Origin of the sequence: Virgibacillus sp. Bac330, assembly GCF_003667845.1 — a bacterium.
GTDB classification, from domain to species: Bacteria; Bacillota; Bacilli; order Bacillales; family Amphibacillaceae; genus Virgibacillus; species Virgibacillus chiguensis.
In genome coordinates this window covers 1,807,138-1,825,711 of record NZ_CP033048.1, presented here as the reverse complement: position 1 = coordinate 1,825,711, position 18,574 = coordinate 1,807,138, and the positions used below count along the sequence as shown (strand labels likewise).

Annotated in this window: 12 protein-coding genes; all 12 read left to right on the top strand. The window is 36.0% G+C overall.

The window, feature by feature from the left end:
• Window positions 1-307: 307 nt before the first annotated feature.
• The 12 genes from parE to D9780_RS08470 all read left to right on the top strand — a co-directional run bounded on the left by parE (window position 308) and on the right by D9780_RS08470 (window position 18,129).
• A complete protein-coding gene (gene parE / locus D9780_RS08525) occupies window positions 308-2,266 on the top strand; it encodes a DNA topoisomerase IV subunit B (RefSeq protein ID WP_073004013.1) in 1,959 nt (652 codons plus the stop codon).
• A gap of 19 nt (window positions 2,267-2,285) precedes the next feature.
• A complete protein-coding gene (gene parC, locus D9780_RS08520) occupies window positions 2,286-4,739 on the top strand; it encodes a DNA topoisomerase IV subunit A (protein WP_121639858.1) in 2,454 nt (817 codons plus the stop codon).
• Between the two features lie 243 nt (window positions 4,740-4,982).
• The gene (locus tag D9780_RS08515) at window positions 4,983-5,612 is read left to right on the top strand and encodes a TetR/AcrR family transcriptional regulator (protein WP_073004017.1); all 630 of its coding nucleotides are present in this window, start codon (window positions 4,983-4,985) and stop codon (window positions 5,610-5,612) included.
• A gap of 56 nt (window positions 5,613-5,668) precedes the next feature.
• Complete coding sequence (locus D9780_RS08510; RefSeq protein WP_073004019.1) at window positions 5,669-6,811, top strand: acyl-CoA dehydrogenase family protein; 1,143 nt, start codon at window positions 5,669-5,671, stop codon at window positions 6,809-6,811.
• 21 nt (window positions 6,812-6,832) lie between these two features.
• Complete coding sequence (locus D9780_RS08505; protein WP_121639857.1) at window positions 6,833-8,467, top strand: AMP-binding protein; 1,635 nt, start codon at window positions 6,833-6,835, stop codon at window positions 8,465-8,467.
• Between the two features lie 10 nt (window positions 8,468-8,477).
• Window positions 8,478-9,815, top strand: a complete 1,338-nt coding sequence (locus D9780_RS08500; protein ID WP_121639856.1) for an acetyl-CoA carboxylase biotin carboxylase subunit — start codon at window positions 8,478-8,480, stop codon at window positions 9,813-9,815.
• Window positions 9,816-9,888: 73 nt separating this feature from the next.
• Window positions 9,889-10,098: an acetyl-CoA carboxylase biotin carboxyl carrier protein subunit gene (locus D9780_RS08495; RefSeq protein ID WP_121639855.1), complete on the top strand. Its 210-nt coding sequence runs from the start codon at window positions 9,889-9,891 to the stop codon at window positions 10,096-10,098.
• A gap of 37 nt (window positions 10,099-10,135) precedes the next feature.
• A complete protein-coding gene (locus D9780_RS08490) occupies window positions 10,136-10,915 on the top strand; it encodes an enoyl-CoA hydratase (RefSeq protein ID WP_121639854.1) in 780 nt (259 codons plus the stop codon).
• A 17-nt stretch (window positions 10,916-10,932) separates the two neighbouring features.
• A complete protein-coding gene (locus tag D9780_RS08485) occupies window positions 10,933-12,462 on the top strand; it encodes an acyl-CoA carboxylase subunit beta (protein ID WP_073004028.1) in 1,530 nt (509 codons plus the stop codon).
• Window positions 12,463-12,689: 227 nt separating this feature from the next.
• A complete protein-coding gene (locus D9780_RS08480) occupies window positions 12,690-13,379 on the top strand; it encodes an MBL fold metallo-hydrolase (protein WP_121639853.1) in 690 nt (229 codons plus the stop codon).
• A gap of 246 nt (window positions 13,380-13,625) precedes the next feature.
• Window positions 13,626-17,249, top strand: coding sequence for a dynamin family protein (locus D9780_RS08475; protein WP_162985829.1), 3,624 nt, complete (start codon window positions 13,626-13,628; stop codon window positions 17,247-17,249).
• A gap of 34 nt (window positions 17,250-17,283) precedes the next feature.
• Window positions 17,284-18,129, top strand: coding sequence for a 5'-3' exonuclease (locus D9780_RS08470; protein WP_371413737.1), 846 nt, complete (start codon window positions 17,284-17,286; stop codon window positions 18,127-18,129).
• The last annotated feature ends 445 nt before the right edge of the window (window positions 18,130-18,574 follow it).

Sequence of the window (18,574 nt, the reverse complement as noted above, 5' to 3'; positions counted from 1 at the left end):
CTCTATAGTATAATAAGTAACGGGGCTTAAAATAGGAAGATGGAATGCAGTTAAAATTATGAATGCTTCATAGCAACGAATTGACCGTTACATTAAAATAAGAGAAGTTTTCCCCACTTTTATTATGGAGCAATAAACTTATAGATATGTTCAAATTGAAATTTAACGCTTTTCTCTAATTACAATAGAAGTGTGCTGTTTATAGTAAGAAAAGGTTCTTTACCAGTGCAGTAACTTCTTTTTTCTTTACATATGCAAACGTTCGTTCTAATATAATACATACAGTAATGAAAGGAGCAGGTACGGCGTGACAAAACAAGCTAATTCATATAGCGATGACTCGATTCAAGTTCTAGAAGGCCTTGAGGCTGTACGAAAACGACCTGGAATGTATATTGGAAGTACAGATCTTCGAGGACTGCATCATCTTGTGTTTGAAATAGTAGATAATGCGGTAGATGAGGCTTTGGCTGGGTTTGGGGATGTCATTAAAGTAATGATACATAAGGATAATAGCATTTCCGTAACAGATTATGGACGAGGAATTCCTACAGGCATGCATCGTTCAGGAAAACCAACTCCTGAAGTTATTTTTACGATTTTACATGCAGGAGGTAAATTCGGGCAAGGCGGTTATAAAACAAGCGGGGGTTTACATGGAGTTGGTGCTTCGGTAGTAAATGCTTTGTCGGAATGGCTTGAAGTAACGATTCATCGAGATGGGCATAAATATTTTCAGCGATTTGAAAATGGAGGTAAACCTGTTGGGACTTTGGAGAAAAAAGGAACAACAAAGCTAACTGGTTCGATTATTCATTTTAAACCTGACCCTACTATTTTTACTTCTACAGTTTATGATTTTGAGACTCTATCAGAGCGTTTACGAGAAGCAGCTTTTTTATTAAAAGGTCTAACTATTGAATTACATGATGTAAGATATCATCAAGTAGAGAAATACCAATTTCCAGATGGGTTAAAAGCGTTTGTAAATTATTTAAATGAGGAAAAGGATACACTTCATCCGGTTGTAGCTTTTGAAGGTGAACAACAAGGTATTGAGGTTGATTTTGCGTTTCAGTTTAATGATGGCTTTGCAGAGAGTATGCTGTCGTTTGTTAATCATGTTCGTACGAAAGATGGTGGAACGCATGAATCTGGGGCGCGAACGGCAATTACAAGAACATTTAACGATTATGCAAAGCGGACAGAACTGTTAAAAGAAAAAGATAAAAATCTAGAAGGTACAGATATACGTGAAGGATTTACATCCATTGTCTCGGTACGTGTGCCTGAAGATAAATTACAATTTGAAGGTCAGACGAAAGGGAAATTAGGTACTCCTGAAGCGAGATCTGTAGTAGATGCCGTTGTTTCTTCAAAATTGACTTTTTTCCTTGAAGAGAACCCAGATATCGCCAATTTGCTCATTAAAAAAGCGATAAAAGCAAAGGAAGCGAGGGAGGCAGCTCGAAAAGCAAGGGAAGAAGCGAGAACAGGAAAAAAGCGAAAAAAGAGAGAAACTCTGCTTAGCGGAAAGCTTACTCCTGCTCAATCAAAAAATGCAAAACGAAATGAATTATACCTTGTAGAGGGAGATTCAGCAGGAGGCTCTGCTAAGCAAGGAAGAGACCGCAAGTTTCAAGCAGTACTTCCGTTACGGGGGAAAGTAATTAATACAGAAAAAGCTAAATTGGAAGATGTTTTTAAGAATGAAGAAATCTCAACGATTATCCATACAATTGGTGCTGGTGTAGGCGGTGACTTCGATTTAGAGGATGTTCAATATGATAAAGTTATTATCATGACTGACGCAGACACGGATGGAGCACATATTCAAGTTTTATTGCTCACATTTTTTTATCGCTATATGCGCCCACTTGTAGAAGCTGGAAAAGTCTATATTGCACTTCCCCCTTTATATCAAATTGCTAAAGGGAAAGGAAAAAAGAGACAAGTAGCCTATGCGTGGGATGAACAAGAAATGAAACGAGTCGCTAAAGAATTTAAAAATGGCTATTCATTACAACGCTATAAAGGTTTAGGAGAAATGAATGCAGATCAACTTTGGGAGACGACTATGAACCCTGAATCCCGAACGTTAATTCGTGTTACTATTGATGATTTAGCTCGTGCTGAACGTAGAGTAACAACATTAATGGGGGATAAAGTAGAACCACGAAGAAAATGGATTGAAGGCAATGTTGAATTCGGTTTGGATGATGATTCCAATATTTTAGAAAATGATAAAATTTATACAGATGAATAAATTTTAAGGAGGGCTCGGTTTGACTCAATCAGGAACATTTTTAGACCTTCCCTTAGAAGAAGTAATAGGCGATCGATTTGGAAGGTATAGTAAATATATTATTCAGGATAGAGCGTTACCTGATGCTAGAGATGGTTTAAAACCAGTACAACGTAGAATTCTTTATGCTATGCATGAAGAAAAAAATACACATGATAAAAATTTTCGAAAATCGGCAAAAACAGTAGGTACAGTAATCGGTAATTATCATCCACATGGCGATTCCTCCGTTTATGAGGCTATGGTTCGACTTAGTCAAGATTGGAAAGTAAGAAACGTTTTAGTTGAAATGCATGGAAATAATGGAAGTATTGATGGCGATCCACCTGCTGCTATGCGTTATACGGAAGCGAGATTGTCTAGCATCGCTTCTGAGCTACTAAGAGATATTGATAAAGATACCGTTGATTTTATTTCTAATTTTGATGATACCGATACAGAACCCGTTGTTTTACCAGCAAAGTTTCCTAATTTGCTCGTAAATGGATCAACCGGAATTTCTGCTGGATATGCAACAGATATCCCACCGCATAATTTAGCAGAGGTGTTAGATGCCGTTATTCTTAAAATTGATAAACCTACTGTTACTACGGAAGAATTAATGAAAGTTATAAAAGGGCCTGATTTTCCTACTGGAGGGATTATCCAAGGTTTTGATGGAATAAAAAAAGCGTATGAAACAGGTCGTGGAAGAATTGTAGTTCGTGGGAAAACAAGAATTGAAAGCCTACGGGGAAACCGTGAACAGATTATTATTGATGAAATCCCTTATGAAGTCAATAAAGCGAATATGGTTAAGAAAATTGACGAATTACGCATTGACCGAAAAGTAGAAGGGATTGCTGAAGTTCGCGATGAGACAGATCGTACAGGATTACGAATTGTAATTGAGTTGAAAAAAGACGTAAATGCAGAAGGTGTTTTAAATTATTTATTTAAAAATACAGACTTACAAGTAACTTATCATTTTAATATGGTTGCTATACAAGATAAAACACCCAAACAATTATCGTTAAACCAATTATTAGAGTCGTATATTGCTCATCAAAAAGAAGTCGTAACGAGGCAAACAGCTTTTGATCTAAAAAAAGCGAAAGATCGCGCTCATATCGTTGAAGGTTTGATTAAAGCTATTTCTATGCTTGATGAAATTATCCAAACGATCCGTTCATCCAAAGATAAACAGGATGCAAAGCAACGCCTTATCAGAACCTATTCCTTTACAGAAGCACAAGCTGAAGCCATTGTTACTTTGCAGTTATATAGATTAACAAATACAGATATTACTTCATTAGAGCAAGAGGCAAATGCTTTACAAGAACGGATTAAGGAATTAGAGCTTATTTTAGGCAGTGAAAAGGAACTTTTAAAAACAATTAAAAAAGACCTAAGGAAAATAAAAAAGACATATGCGACGCCACGTTTAACAGTTATTGAAGCTGAGATTGAAGAACTGAAAATTGATATTGAAGTGATGGTTGCAAGTGAAGATGTACTACTGTCAGTGACGAGAGACGGTTATATAAAACGGACGAGTTTACGTTCTTATAGTGCTTCCAACGGGGAAGATTTCGCTATGAAAGAAGAAGATCATCTAATTCGCTTGATAGAACTAAATACAACGGATAAAGTTCTCTTGTTCACAAATAAAGGTAGGTATATTTATTTACCTGTACATGAGTTACCGGATATTCGCTGGAAAGATATTGGACAGCATTTATCTAATATTGTAACCTTAGAAAAAGAAGAAAAAGTAATTGAATGTTTACCTATACGTCAATTTGATGAACGTTGCTATTTATTGTTTTTCACTAAAAATGGCATGGTCAAAAGAAGCCAATTCCATCTTTATGAAGCACAAAGATATGCAAAGCCATTAATTGCACTTAACTTGAAAAATGGTGACGAAGTAATCAATGTCCATTTAACAGATGGAAATCAAGATGTATTTGTTGCTTCAGACAAAGGATATGGATTATGGTATCATGAATCGGAAATTTCAGTTGTTGGGCAACGTGCTGCTGGGGTAAAAGCAATGCAGTTAAAAAATGATGAACATGTAGTTAGTGGTCAAGTATTTGATGATTTATCAGAGGCTTCTTTAGTCGTTTTAACGCAGCGCGGCGCTTGCAAGCGGATGAAGTTAAATATGTTTGAGAAAACAAGTCGAGCTAAAAGAGGTTTACAAATGCTTCGTGAACTGAAAAGTAAGCCACATCGGATACGAGGCTTCTTTCTCATTAACGAACAAGATACAATTCAATTTAAAACAAAAGATGAAGAAGTGCATCACGTATTCCCATTAGAACTATCCAATAGTGATCGGTACAGTAACGGATCATTTATTATAGATGCTGATATTCATGGAGAAATTATCGATGCATGGAAGCAAGTCCAATATGAGCAGCCATTTGCAAAATCATCCGAAACTTAACCGTACATCGTTTATTTTTTTGTGAACATAACAGCTAAACCGAACCAGTAGATCGTAAACGCTGGTTCGGTTTTTTAAAAAACTTAATTCTAAGTTGTTTTTATTACTTATAAAATGTTTCTATTGTTTCAATTCGATGTATTCCTCATTCATAATTAGTAGTAAAATTATATTTGATTCGTATAAACACTTTAAATTTTCAGCTAACTATGATAATGTAAACGTATACAAATAAAAGGAGGGATAAGGACGGATTTACGAGAAAAGATTATTCAATCTTCATTACTGCTATTTGAAAAGAAAGGGTTTCATGGTGTAACGGTAAATGAAATTGTTAAGGATGTAGAAACTTCTAAAGGCGGGTTTTATCATCATTTTACTTCTAAGGAAGAATTGCTTTACGTCATTCATGATATATTTATTAGCTATGTATTGGAAAAAGCGGAAGCTGCTAATAGCAGTCATACTTGTCCAACAGATAAGCTGCAAGCGATTATTAAGGATTTTGTGAAAGTATTTGATATTTATAAACCGCATATTTCCGTTTTTTATCAGGAAAGTATCTATTTGAAGCCAGAATATGAATCTTTAATTAAACAAAAAAGAGACCAGTTTAAACAGTTGATTTTTAATACAATTGCTGAAGGTCAAGCAGATGGAGAATTTCGTGATGATTTACCTGTTGAAATAGCAGGAATGGCAATTTTAGGGATGGTGAATTGGACGTATAAGTGGTATCAGCCTACGGGGAAGAATACAATTGATGAAATTAGCGACATATTTATTGATCTTATTTTACAATCTATCATACCAAAAGAGATTGAATTAGGTGAGGAAAAAAGAGGACGTTATGGTTCCGACAGTTCTCGATAAAAGAAATGCCAAATACAGACCAACCAGTCGGTCTAATCCAACAAAGGGGGATGCTCATGAATTTTTCGTTTACCGAAGAACAAACAATGGTGAAAAATATGGTGCGGGATTTTGCTGAATCTGTCATCAAACCACGAGCAATTGAAATTGATAAAACAGCTTCTTTTCCAATTGATATTTTTAAACAAATAGGCGAGCTGGGATTGTTAGGGATCCCATTTCCTGAAAAATATGGTGGTTCTGGGGGAGATACAATTTCATATGCTTTAGCAGTGGAGGAAATTGGCCGCGTTTGTGGAAGCACAGGCTTAAGTTATGCAGCAGCAGTTTCATTAGGTGCTAGTCCGATTTATTATTTTGGAACAGAAGCACAAAAACAACAATATTTAGTTCCACTTGCTGAAGGTAGTGCATTAGGGGCGTTTGGCTTAACCGAACCAAATGCTGGGTCAGATGCTGGGGGAACAAAGACGACAGCAGTAGTTGAAGGTGACGAATATGTTATAAATGGAGAAAAATGTTATATTACAAACGCAAGCTACGCTAAAACAATTATTGTAACCGCTGTAACAGGAAAAGATGATCGAGGGAAAAATATTATTTCTGCTATTATTGTTCCTACGCATACAGAAGGGCTCACGATTACAAGCAGTTATGACAAAATGGGAGTTCGTGGATCAGATACAGCTGAAGTTGTATTGGATAATGTACGCGTTCCTACAGAAAATCTATTAGGAAATCCAAAAAAAGGATTTAAACAATTCCTATATACTTTAGATGGTGGCCGCATATCTATAGCTGCTCTGGGTGTAGGGATTGCTCAAGCCTCATTGGAGAAAGCGCTAACCTATGCAAAAGAACGAAAACAATTTGGTAAATCTATATCCGATTTTCAGGCGATTCAATTTAAGTTAGCTGATATGGCAATGGAAGTGGAGTTAGCTAGAAATATGGTACATAAAGCTGCCTGGTTAAAAGATAAAGACAAAGCATTTGGGAAAGAAGCTGCTTATGCAAAGTTATATGCTACTGAAACTGCTTTTCGTTCAGCGAATCAAGCGATTCAGATTCATGGCGGTTATGGATATATGCGTGAATATGAAGTAGAACGCTATTTGCGCGATGCGAAATTACTTGAAATCGGAGAGGGTACTTCAGAAATTCAACGCTTAGTTATTGCTAGACACTTAGGTTGTTAATGGATCAAAAGGGGGATATTCATGACGCTTTTACATGAAACTGTTGGGGAACTTTTAGAGAAACAAGTAAAATATTTTCCGAATCATGAAGCAATTATCTACCCAGAATTAAACCTTAGAAAAACATATGAGGAATTTAATAAGGAGGTAAATGAAGCAGCCAAAGGTTTCATGGCTTTAGGAATAAGTAAGGGAGATCATGTGGCAATTTGGTCGGACAATAAACCCGAATGGCTAACGACCCAATTTTCAACCGCTAAAATAGGGGCTGTATTAGTAACCGTAAATACGAACTACCAAGCTAATGAGCTAGAATATTTATTAAAACAATCCGAGGCTTCTACTTTAATTATGGCTGAAAATTATAAAGGGACGTCTTATTTGGAAGTTTTAAGAAATATTTGTCCAGAACTGGATAACGCGACACCAGGGAACATAAAATCAAAAGTTTTACCAAAACTAAAAAACATTATCGTTTTAAGTGAAACGGATTATGCTTTTGCGTATAAATGGATCGATATCATGCAAGCAGGAAAAGGCATAGCAGAACAAGACCTAACGGAACGAAAAGCAAGTTTAGCAATGCATGACGTTATTAATATGCAATATACTTCTGGAACAACTGGATTTCCCAAAGGTGTGATGCTGACACATTATAATATTGTTAATAATGGGAAGCAAATTGCTGATTGTATGAAGTTGACTGAATCAGATCGGTTGTGTATCCCCGTCCCCTTTTTTCACTGTTTTGGTTGTGTGCTAGGAGTCTTAGCTGCCGTTTCCAAAGGAGCTACAATGGTTTTAGTAGAGCAATTTGACCCAGAAAAAGTACTAAAGACAGTTTCTCAAGAAAGATGCACCGCTTTACACGGTGTGCCAACGATGTTTATTGCTGAACTGAATCACCCTAATTTCGAACGGTATGATTTGTCTAGTTTAAGAACAGGGATCATGTCAGGGTCGCCTTGCCCAATGGAAGTTATGACGAAAGTAATGGAAAGAATGGGCGCAGATGAAATAACAATCGCATATGGGCAAACCGAAGCTTCACCTGTAATTACACAAACGAAGACAGATGACGCTATAGAGTTACGAGTGAGCACGGTCGGGATGCCTCATCCTAATGTTGAAATAAAAATCGTCATTCCAGGAACAAATAAAGAACAAAAACGTGGAGTTCCTGGAGAATTGTTGACAAGAGGTTATCATGTGATGAAGGGATATTATAACAATCCCGAAGCTACTAAGCAGGCAATAGATGAGGAAGGTTGGCTACACACTGGAGATTTAGCTTTGCTTCGAGAAGATGGTTATTTAGAAATAACGGGAAGAATGAAAGATATGATTATCCGTGGAGGGGAAAATATTTATCCACGAGAAATTGAAGAATTTTTATATCAGCATTCAGATATACTTGATGTGCAAATTGTTGGTGTCCCTGACGAAAAATATGGCGAAGAGATAATGGCATGGATTATTCCCAAAAAAGAGAGTACTATTTCTGAAGCCGATATACGCACTTTTTGTGAAGGGAATATATCATGGCATAAAATACCAAAGTATATTGCTTTTGTGGATGAGTATCCGATGACGGCAAGTGGAAAGATTCAAAAATACCGCTTGAAAGAAATGGCGATGCAAAAGTTAGTTGAATAGGGGGCAGATCATGATAAATAAACTTGTTATTGCTAACAGAGGAGAAATTGCGGTACGGATTATCCGCACATGCAAAAAATTAAATATTCAAACGGTAAGTGTTTATTCCGAAGCTGATAAACACGCACCTCATGTAAAAATGGCAGATGAAAGTTATTTAATTGGCCCGCCACGTGTACAGGAAAGTTATTTAAATGCTGAAAAAGTCATTGCGATAGCGAAGGAAGCAAAAGCAGATGCTATACATCCAGGTTATGGATTTTTAAGTGAAAATGCTGACTTTGCTAAGCAATGTGAACAAGCTGGATTTATCTTCGTTGGGCCTAGAAGTCAGGTTATTCAAAAAATGGGTAATAAAATTGAAGCTAGACGCGCGATGAAGGAAGCGGGAGTTCCAATTGTTCCTGGAACAGAAGACGCCATTGTTACAGTGGAAGATGCTCTTTTACACGCTAATCAAATTGGTTACCCGGTGATGGTAAAGGCTTCTGCTGGAGGTGGTGGGGTTGGTATGCAAGTAGTGTATAAAGAAGCTGAGTTGGCAGAAGCATTTACGAACAATGCAAAACGAGCCCAAAGCTTATTTGGTGATGGAGCAATGTTTATTGAAAAAAAAATAGATAATGCCCGTCATATCGAAGTGCAAGTACTAGCTGACACTTATGGAAATACCATACATTTATTTGAGCGCGAATGCTCTATTCAACGGAGAAATCAAAAGGTCATTGAAGAAGCTCCGTCTCCATTTATATCCGAAGCAACTAGGCTAGAAATGGGTGAAAAAGCAGTTCAAGCAACGAAGGCTCTTCACTATACGAATGCTGGTACAATTGAATTTTTAGTGGATGAAGAGGAGAACTACTATTTTTTAGAAATGAATACACGTATTCAAGTAGAACATCCCATTACAGAAGAAATAACAGGAATAGACATTGTTGAAAAGCAATTAGAAATCGCTAGCGGCAAACGGTTGAACTTAACGCAACAAGAATTATCCATCCAAGGCCATGCAATTGAAACTCGGATATATGCGGAAGATCCGAGCACATTTTTTCCATCACCTGGGCATATTGATATATTTCAACCTCCGAAAGGGGACGGCATTCGTAATGAAATCGCTGTAGGTACGAATTATGATGTAACCCCATTTTATGATCCAATGATTGCAAAATTAATCGTTCACGGGAAAACACGGGATGAAACTATTGCTTTATTAAAAGAAGCACTAGGGAAATATAAGGTTACAGGAATAAAAACAAATATTTCAATGTTGTTGCATGTAATAGAGCACGAACAATTTAAAGCTGGAAATACGACCACGAATTACCTAGAATTATTTTACAAATAATGTAATCTACCTTCGTATTACTTAGTATAGATATAAATCAAAAAGCCGTTTTATTATTAGGGAGGAAAAGAAAATGGAAGTAAAAGCAACGATGGCAGGAAGTGTTTGGAAGATAACGGTAGAACAAGGGCAAACAATAGAGGAAGGTCAAGATGTTGTTATCTTGGAATCTATGAAGATGGAAATACCTATTACAGCTGAACAGTCTGGAGTATTAAAAGCGTTAAAAGTAAATGAGGGGGATTTTGTGAATGAAGGAGATGTTATTGCTATCATTGAATAATGGAATGATGCTAACTTTTCCATGAAGGAGGATACTTGTGGATCAAAATATTGAATTAAAAAAGGAAGCATCCATTGCTGTAATAAAAATAAATCGGCCAGAAGCTGCAAATGCGCTATCACAGCCATTACTCAAAGAACTACAAACAACTCTCCATATCATTGAACAAGACCATACTGTTCGATGCGCCATTATTACTGGGAATGGTGGGAAAGCATTTTGTGCAGGAGCAGATTTAAAAGAGCGTGCGAATATGAATGATCAAGAAGTAATAGCTGCTGTTGCTAGTATCAGTGAAACAATAAATAGAATAGAAGAATTGTCTATACCAGTTATTGCTGCAATGAATGGGGTAGCATTTGGTGGTGGATTAGAATTAGCATTAGCATGTGATATTCGTATTGCTGCGGACCATGTGCAAATGGGGCTTACAGAAACTTCGCTCGCTATTATACCAGGAGCAGGCGGTACACAGCGTCTACCGCGATTGATAGGAATGGGTCAAGCGAAACGATTGATTTTTGGAGCGAAACGCATCGATGCGGAAGAAGCTTATCGAATCGGGTTAATAGAGGAAATCGTATCAGAAAGTGATTTAATGACAGAGGCTAATAAACTTGCAACAACTATTTCAAGGAATGGACCCGTTGCCCTTAGACAGGCTAAAACAGCTATAAATAAAGGTGCAGAAACCGATTTAAAGACAGGTTTGCTTATTGAAAGATTAGCCTATCAGCAAACAATTCCAACGAAAGATCGAATGGAAGGGTTACACGCCTTTCGTGAGAAAAGACTACCGAAATATGAGGGGAACTAAATGGGAGGCTAAATACGATGACTCATAAAAATATATATGATGAAAAAGTAGCTACTATTAAGAGTGGTGGACAAGAAAAATATCATCGTAAAAATGGGGAAAAAGGTAAGTTGTTTGTACGTAAACGGTTAAAAAGGTTATTAGATGAAGATTTAAATATAGAAGATGCTTTTTTTGCAAATTGCATGGATGGTGCACTACCATCTGATGGTGTGGTTACAGGGATTGGGAAAATAAACGGCCAATCCGTTTGCATCATGGCAAATGATTCTACGGTCAAAGCTGGCTCATGGGGAAAGCGTACCGTGGAAAAAATCATTCGAATTCAAGAAACTGCTTTATCACTGGAAATTCCCATGATTTATCTAGTAGATTCTGCTGGTGCGAGAATTACAGATCAAGTAGAGATGTTTCCTGGAAGAAGAGGTGCCGGACGAATATTTCATAACCAGATAAAATTATCAGGCCGCGTGCCGCAAGTATGTCTATTGTTTGGCCCTTCTGCAGCAGGAGGCGCTTATATCCCTGCTTTTTGTGATATTGTCGTTATGGTTGATGGGAACGCTTCTATGTATTTAGGTTCACCACGAATGGCAGAAAAGGTTATTGGCGAGCAAGTTAGTTTAGAAGAAATGGGTGGAGCTAATATGCACTGCTCTGTTTCGGGGGTTGGTGATGTGTTAGCAAAGTCTGAGCAAGAAGCCATTGCATACACGCAAACTTACTTAAGTTATTTTCCAGCCAATTTTAGGCAGAAACCAAACATAGAAGAAGCAAAAGCAACAAAACAACTGAAAACAACTATTTCTGACTTAATTCCAGAGAATCAAAATGCTGCTTTTAACATGTATGATCTTATTGATCAAATTATAGATGAAGATAGCTTTTGTGAGATAAAGAAGAAGTTTGCGCCTGAACTAATTACGGGTCTAGCAAGAATAGACGGACGGTCTATTGGTATTATTGCAAATCAGCCAAGGATGAAAGGCGGTGTCTTATTTCCGGACTCAGCGGATAAGGCAGCCAAATTTATGCAACTCTGTGATGCATTTAATATCCCACTGTTATTCTTAGTAGATGTACCTGGATTTATGATTGGGACAAAAGTGGAACGCGCTGGCATCATTCGTCACGGAGCAAAGATGCTCGCGACAATGAGTGAAGCGACGGTTCCTAAGATCTCTGTTATCGTGCGGAAAGCATACGGAGCTGGATTATATGCTATGGCAGGGCCAGCTTTTGAACCAGATTGCTGTTTAGCCTTACCTACTGCTCAAATTGCTGTTATGGGACCTGAAGCAGCAGTGAATGCCGTATATGCGAATAAGATTCAGGAATTACCGGAAGATGAGCGACCGGCCTTTATTAAAGAAAAGCAGGCAGAGTATAAAGAGAATATTGATATTTACCGCTTAGCTTCAGAAATGGTAATTGATGCAATTATTGATCCAGAGAAGTTGCGAGAAGAATTAAAGACACGCTTTTCTATCTATGAATCAAAAAATGTAACATTTACGGAAAGAAAACATGGTGTATATCCGGTATAGAGATTTTAAATATAATGAACGCTCAGCTAATCTATAAATAGCGAGCGTTCATTTTAATATACAATAATTTTGTGATGTAAACTAAAATGATTTTTAAGATGTGTAAATTTTTTCGCAAATATCTAAGAGCATTTGTTACATGTAAGCCGTTTTCTGCTATAATAAGAATGCTTTGTTACTAGGGCATATTGGAAATAAATAGATTTCTTGTTAATAGTGGAGGAAAAATGAAAATAATAGAACTACCGATTGAATTTGAATTTAATGGACAAAAAAATTGCATCTACCCTAGCCTATTTATTTCAAATAATGATGAATTAACTTTGGTCGATACAGGGTATGCAAATTTTTTGCCTTTAATTGAAAATGAAATTATTAAGAATGGATATGAAATGAAGCAATTAAAGAACGTAATTGTTACGCACTATGACGATGATCATATAGGTTCATTATATGATTTTAAAGTAAAATATCCTCAGATTAATATTATAGCTAGCGAAATTGAATCAACATACATTAGTGGCGAAATAAAATCAGAGAGATTGGTTCAAGCTGAAGATATGCTGGAAAATTTGCCAAAAAAGGAATTGGAGTTTGGTATATGGTTTGTACTGCAATTAAGAAAGTTGAAGCATGTCGCAGTAGATGAGAAGGTAAATGATGGTGATATAATTTTAGATAGCAAGTGTAAAATAATAGCAACACCAGGTCATACTTCGGGGCATATTACATTGTATTTCCCAAGTTTAAAAAGTGTAATTACTGGAGATGCAGCTGTTAAAAATCATGATGATTTGTTTATTGCTAACCCGCATTTTTGTATAGATATTAAGCAAGCAGAACAGTCATTGAATAAAATTAAAAATCTTAAAGTTAAATATATTTATTGTTATCATGGTGGGAAATTAACTTTATGATTTCAGTGCTATTATTTGATTCGTTATTTTGATACACACAAAAAAGTAGAAAGTACCATCATACTTCGCTTTTTTGTGTGTTTTACGATTCGTTAAGATGAAGAATGAAAGTGGGGTTTTAAATTAACTGTAATTTTATTATGTAAACTAAAATGATTTTAAGTAGAAATAGAGTTACATATCTCGTATAATAGACGCTAGTAAATCGGATAAGGGGATGCAAGAGAACTTATGGGGGAGATCATCATGGAGAAAGAAACCGCGCCACGTTTCGTATATCAACTAGCTTCTGTATATGAACAAGTACGCGAAAACGGAGATGGCATACGTACAGAGAAATTAATTGAGCTCTACGATAAATATAAGAGACAGGAACTCACGATCTGTTTTGCTGGGCATTTTTCTGCTGGGAAATCATCGATGATTAATGCTTTGCTTGGGCAAGATATTTTACCAAACAGCCCAATTCCAACAAGTGCAAACATTGTTAAAATCACATCTGGCAAGGGCAGCATTAGGGTGTATTTTAAACATAGTGATCCAGAAGAATATAAAGAACCGTTTAATTTGGAAGTTTTAAAACAATATTCCATGGATAAGGATAATATCCAAAAGATTGAAATTAGTACATCTGAACAATTGCTTCCTTCCAATTCTGCATTTATTGATACGCCTGGTATTGATGCTGCAGACGATGCAGATCGATTAATGACAGAGGGTTCCCTCCATTTAATGGATGCATTGTTTTATGTGATGGACTATAATCATGTGCAATCAGAAGTGAATTTACAATTTATGCGTAATGTTCAACAAAAGAATATTCCGTTTTACATCATCATTAATCAGATTGATAAACATAAGGAGTCGGAATTAACATTTGCTAGTTTTAAAGAGAGTATTAAGCAAACTTTTGATCTATGGGAAATTAAACCAGAAAAAATCTTTTACACTTCCTTATATGAACCAAAGTCGAAGCATAACCAATTTACCGAGCTTCAAAAGGCCATACAAGAATTGTTGACTAGTCGTAAACAAGCGTTATTAGATCGTAAACACCATATAGATGACATCATTACACAACATGTTGATTTTCTTCAAGAACAATATGAAGAAGCATTGGAAAATGACTATGTTACGAGTGAGCAACAGGAAAAGCTTGTAAAAAAATCAATCATAGTAGATGCGTTATCAGCACTTGAACAGAGGGAAGCTGATTTAAAAGCAGATTTTTATAGCATTTTACAAGAAACGGTAAAGAATGCTTATTTAATGCCAGCAACACTAAGAGATAAAGCTACTTCTTTTTTAGAATCTCAACAAAGCAATTTTAAAGTTGGTTTTATTGGAGCGAAAAAGAAAACAGAGGAAGAGAGAAAAAAACGATTAACTGAATTTGTATCTGATTTACAGCAGAATGTAGAGGCTGGATTACAATGGAAACTTCGAGACAAATGGCTCCAATTGATAAAAGCGTATAAAGTGGATGATGGACAAGTCCAACATGATTTACAGCACTTTACGATTGTTGTTAAGGAAGAAGACCTTTTAAGAACGATGAAACAAGGAGCGACACTTAATGGTGATGCGATCCTTCATTATACCAATGATGTGGCGCATGAAATAAAGAAGCGAGCAAAACAATTAGCACATACTTTATGGAACCAAATTGAGCAAGCTTTTCAAGCTGAGGTGGCTCCTGAGCGTTCACGATTGAAGCAACAATTAACAGAAATCAATTATATTCAAGAAAAATCAAACCATTATTATGCATTAGTAGATGAATTAGAACAAAAGCAAACGATGGTTAGACAGGCTCGTTATCATAAGTCTGCTACTGTGAAAATGACAATTGTAGAAATAGAAGAACATATATCAAAACAAAAAAAACGTATAAAATTTGCAAGTGAGCCAGCACTATTTAAGCGGGAAAACATCCCTGACAAGCTATTAATGAAATCGAGTCAAACAACAACGGAATTAACAGAAAAAAAACAACCAGTGGATAGGGCTATAAAGGCTATTGAACAGACCATAGATACGGTTAAAAACTTACCAGGCTTTCAATCACTTATAGAAGATTTATCTCGTAAACAACAACGATTACAACATCGCACATACACGATTGCTTTATTTGGCGCTTTTAGTGCTGGAAAATCTTCATTTGCGAATGCACTCATGGGAGAAGCTGTTTTACCTGTGTCACCAAATCCAACCACTGCTACTGTCAATCGAATACACCCAGTGACAGATAAAAATCAGCATGGGACGCTATTGGTACAATTAAAAACAAAACAAGAATTAGTGAAAGAAATAACGTCGATGACAAAAAAATTTTCACCAGTTGCAAATGAACTAGAAGAATTGATTACTTGGATTACTAGGGAACAACTTCATCATCACCCAGACTTAGAAAACACGTATCAATCATTTTTGCAGGCTCTTTTAAGTGGTTTCGAATCCATAAAAGATGACTTAGGTGAAGAAATTATTTTATCTATAGAAGCATTTCCTAGCTATGTGGCAGATGAGACGAAAGCTTGTTTTGTTGACACGATTGATCTTTTTTACGATTGTGATTTAACTAGACAAGGAATCAGCCTTGTTGATACACCTGGAGCAGATTCTGTTCATGCCAGACATACAAATGTTGCCTTTAATTATATTAAACATGCAGATGCAATTCTTTATGTAACCTATTATAATCATGCACTGAATCGAACTGATAAAGATTTTCTTATGCAATTAGGTAGAGTAAAGGATGCTTTTGAATTAGATAAAATGTTTTTTGTCGTTAATGCAGCTGATCTAGCAAAAGACAAAGCGGAATTATCGTTAGTTTCCACATATGTAAAAGAACAGCTAACGCAATTAGGGATTCGTTTTCCTCGCTTGTATCCTGTCTCTAGTAGGAAAGCATTAACGGAAAAGCAAATGAATCATCGTTCTGATGAGCTTATGAGTAAGTTTGAAGACGATTTTTATCCATTTATCCATCACGGTTTAACGAAATTGGCTGTAGCTGCAGCTTACCGAGATGTGGAACGTATAGAGCAACAACTTCAACAATTTATAGCATCACAAAAATTGGATCAACAAGAAAAAGAGGCGTTCAAAAACGCCATTGAACAAAAACGCCAGCAAATAGAACAGATTATTGATCGTATGAAAGGTACAATAGAGATAAATCAAGTGAAACAAAAAGTGGAAAAACAAATATATTATGTTTTAGAGCGTTTTTCCATTCGCTTTCATGATATGTTTAAAGAAACATTCAATCCAGCAACAATTACGGAATCCGGTAAAGAAGGGCGGAAGCAGGTTAGGATTTGTCTACAAAACTTGGTTGATTACTGTCAAACTGAGTTGCTTCGAGAGTTACAAGCTGTATCGTTACGTTTAGAGGCATTTATGAATGATAAAATGTTAGAAGTATATCGATCTGCAGAGAAACAAAGTCAAAAAATTGATCATTCATTTTTGCTTGCAGAAATAGACAGAAAGAAAATTGCTTCACCTGATTTTATCGAGCCTTTAAAAAATGTTAATTTGCAAGCTTTTGCTCAAATTGTTCAATCATATAAACACACAAAAGCTTTCTTTGCTAAAAATGAGAAGGAACAAATGAAAGAGACTATCTTTGAATTAATTAAACCAGTAACGAAACAATCTATGGATGAGCATGAACAAATGATGGCCGCTTTTTATGAGGAAGAGTGGACAGCAATTATAAAGGAATTAAAACAGGCTATTGCTAATCAACTCCAAAGACATATGAAGAGTTATGAAGAGATGATGTCATCAAACGTTTCGTTGCAAGAGTTATTATACAAACATGATCATATATCTGCTATATTAGCAGATCACAAATAGAAAGAAGGATTTTACTTTGAATAAACATCAAATAATGCTAGTTGACGGCATGGCGCTATTATTTCGAGGTTTCTTTGCCACAGCTTTTCGTGGTAATTTCATGAAGACAAGTGAAGGGATGCCAACAAATGGGGTTTATCAGTTTTTGCGCTATTTTTTAGACGCTGTGCACACATTTGAACCTACGCATGTTATCTGCTGTTGGGATATGGGGAGCAAAACTTTTAGAACGGAAATGTACGCTGATTATAAAGCGAATCGGGATAAACCACCAGTTGAATTAATACCGCAATTTGACTTAGCAAAACAAGTGGTAGATCATTTTAATATGCCAAATATTGGTTTAGAAAATTATGAAGCAGATGATTGTATTGGAACCCTAGCTAAGATATATGCGAAAGATCACGAAGTAACTATTCTTACAGGTGATCAAGATATTTTACAACTAGTGGATGATGGTATCCGCGTGGCAATTATGAAAAAAGGACAGGGAAATTACGATTTATTTCATCAACATAATTTCTATGAGAAAAAAGGTATTCAACCGAAACAGATAATTGATTTAAAAGGATTAATGGGAGACCCTTCTGATAACTACCCAGGTGTTAAAGGCATCGGTGAAAAAACAGCGTTGAAATTAATTCAAGAACATGGATCTATTGATGCGTTAATTGCAAATATAAATACATTGCCAAAAGGTGTACAAACAAAAATAAAAACAAATATGGATATGTTGCTCTTATCAAGAAGCCTTGCTGAAATAAAGTGCAATGTTCCCATTACGTGTGAACTAGACCAAGCATTATGGAATTATGATCGTGAACGAATAATTGGCACCTTCGAATCTCTAGAATGGAAGTATTTAGATAAGCTTGTATAGACTACTTTATACTGGTAATTTCGATCCTATTATTTAAATGAGATAACTGGAGATGATTAGTCGAAAGGGAATCAACTAACTACATGACCTCTCCCGTTGTCTCAAAACACAAAAACTTGGCGATGAAGCCAAGTTTTTGTGTTTCTGTCATGTAATAAAGGTGTTTATAGGGGGGTATCCCATATACCTATAAGGGGTATATGGGATACCCCTCTGCAATCCTTTTGTTTCATTCCTTATTACGGATACAAGCACGATGATTTAGATCCAAATACTAAAAACAGTCACTACTTTGAAAAGAAAGCAATCGTTTGCACGTATGTCCAGCCTGTTTTTTACTGTCATGAAATCAATTTATTTGGTTAAGCTAACAAAATAATTTATAGTTAGTAAGTGGAATGTTATATGGACTATATTGTTCAATGAGTAACACAGTAGTAATAAG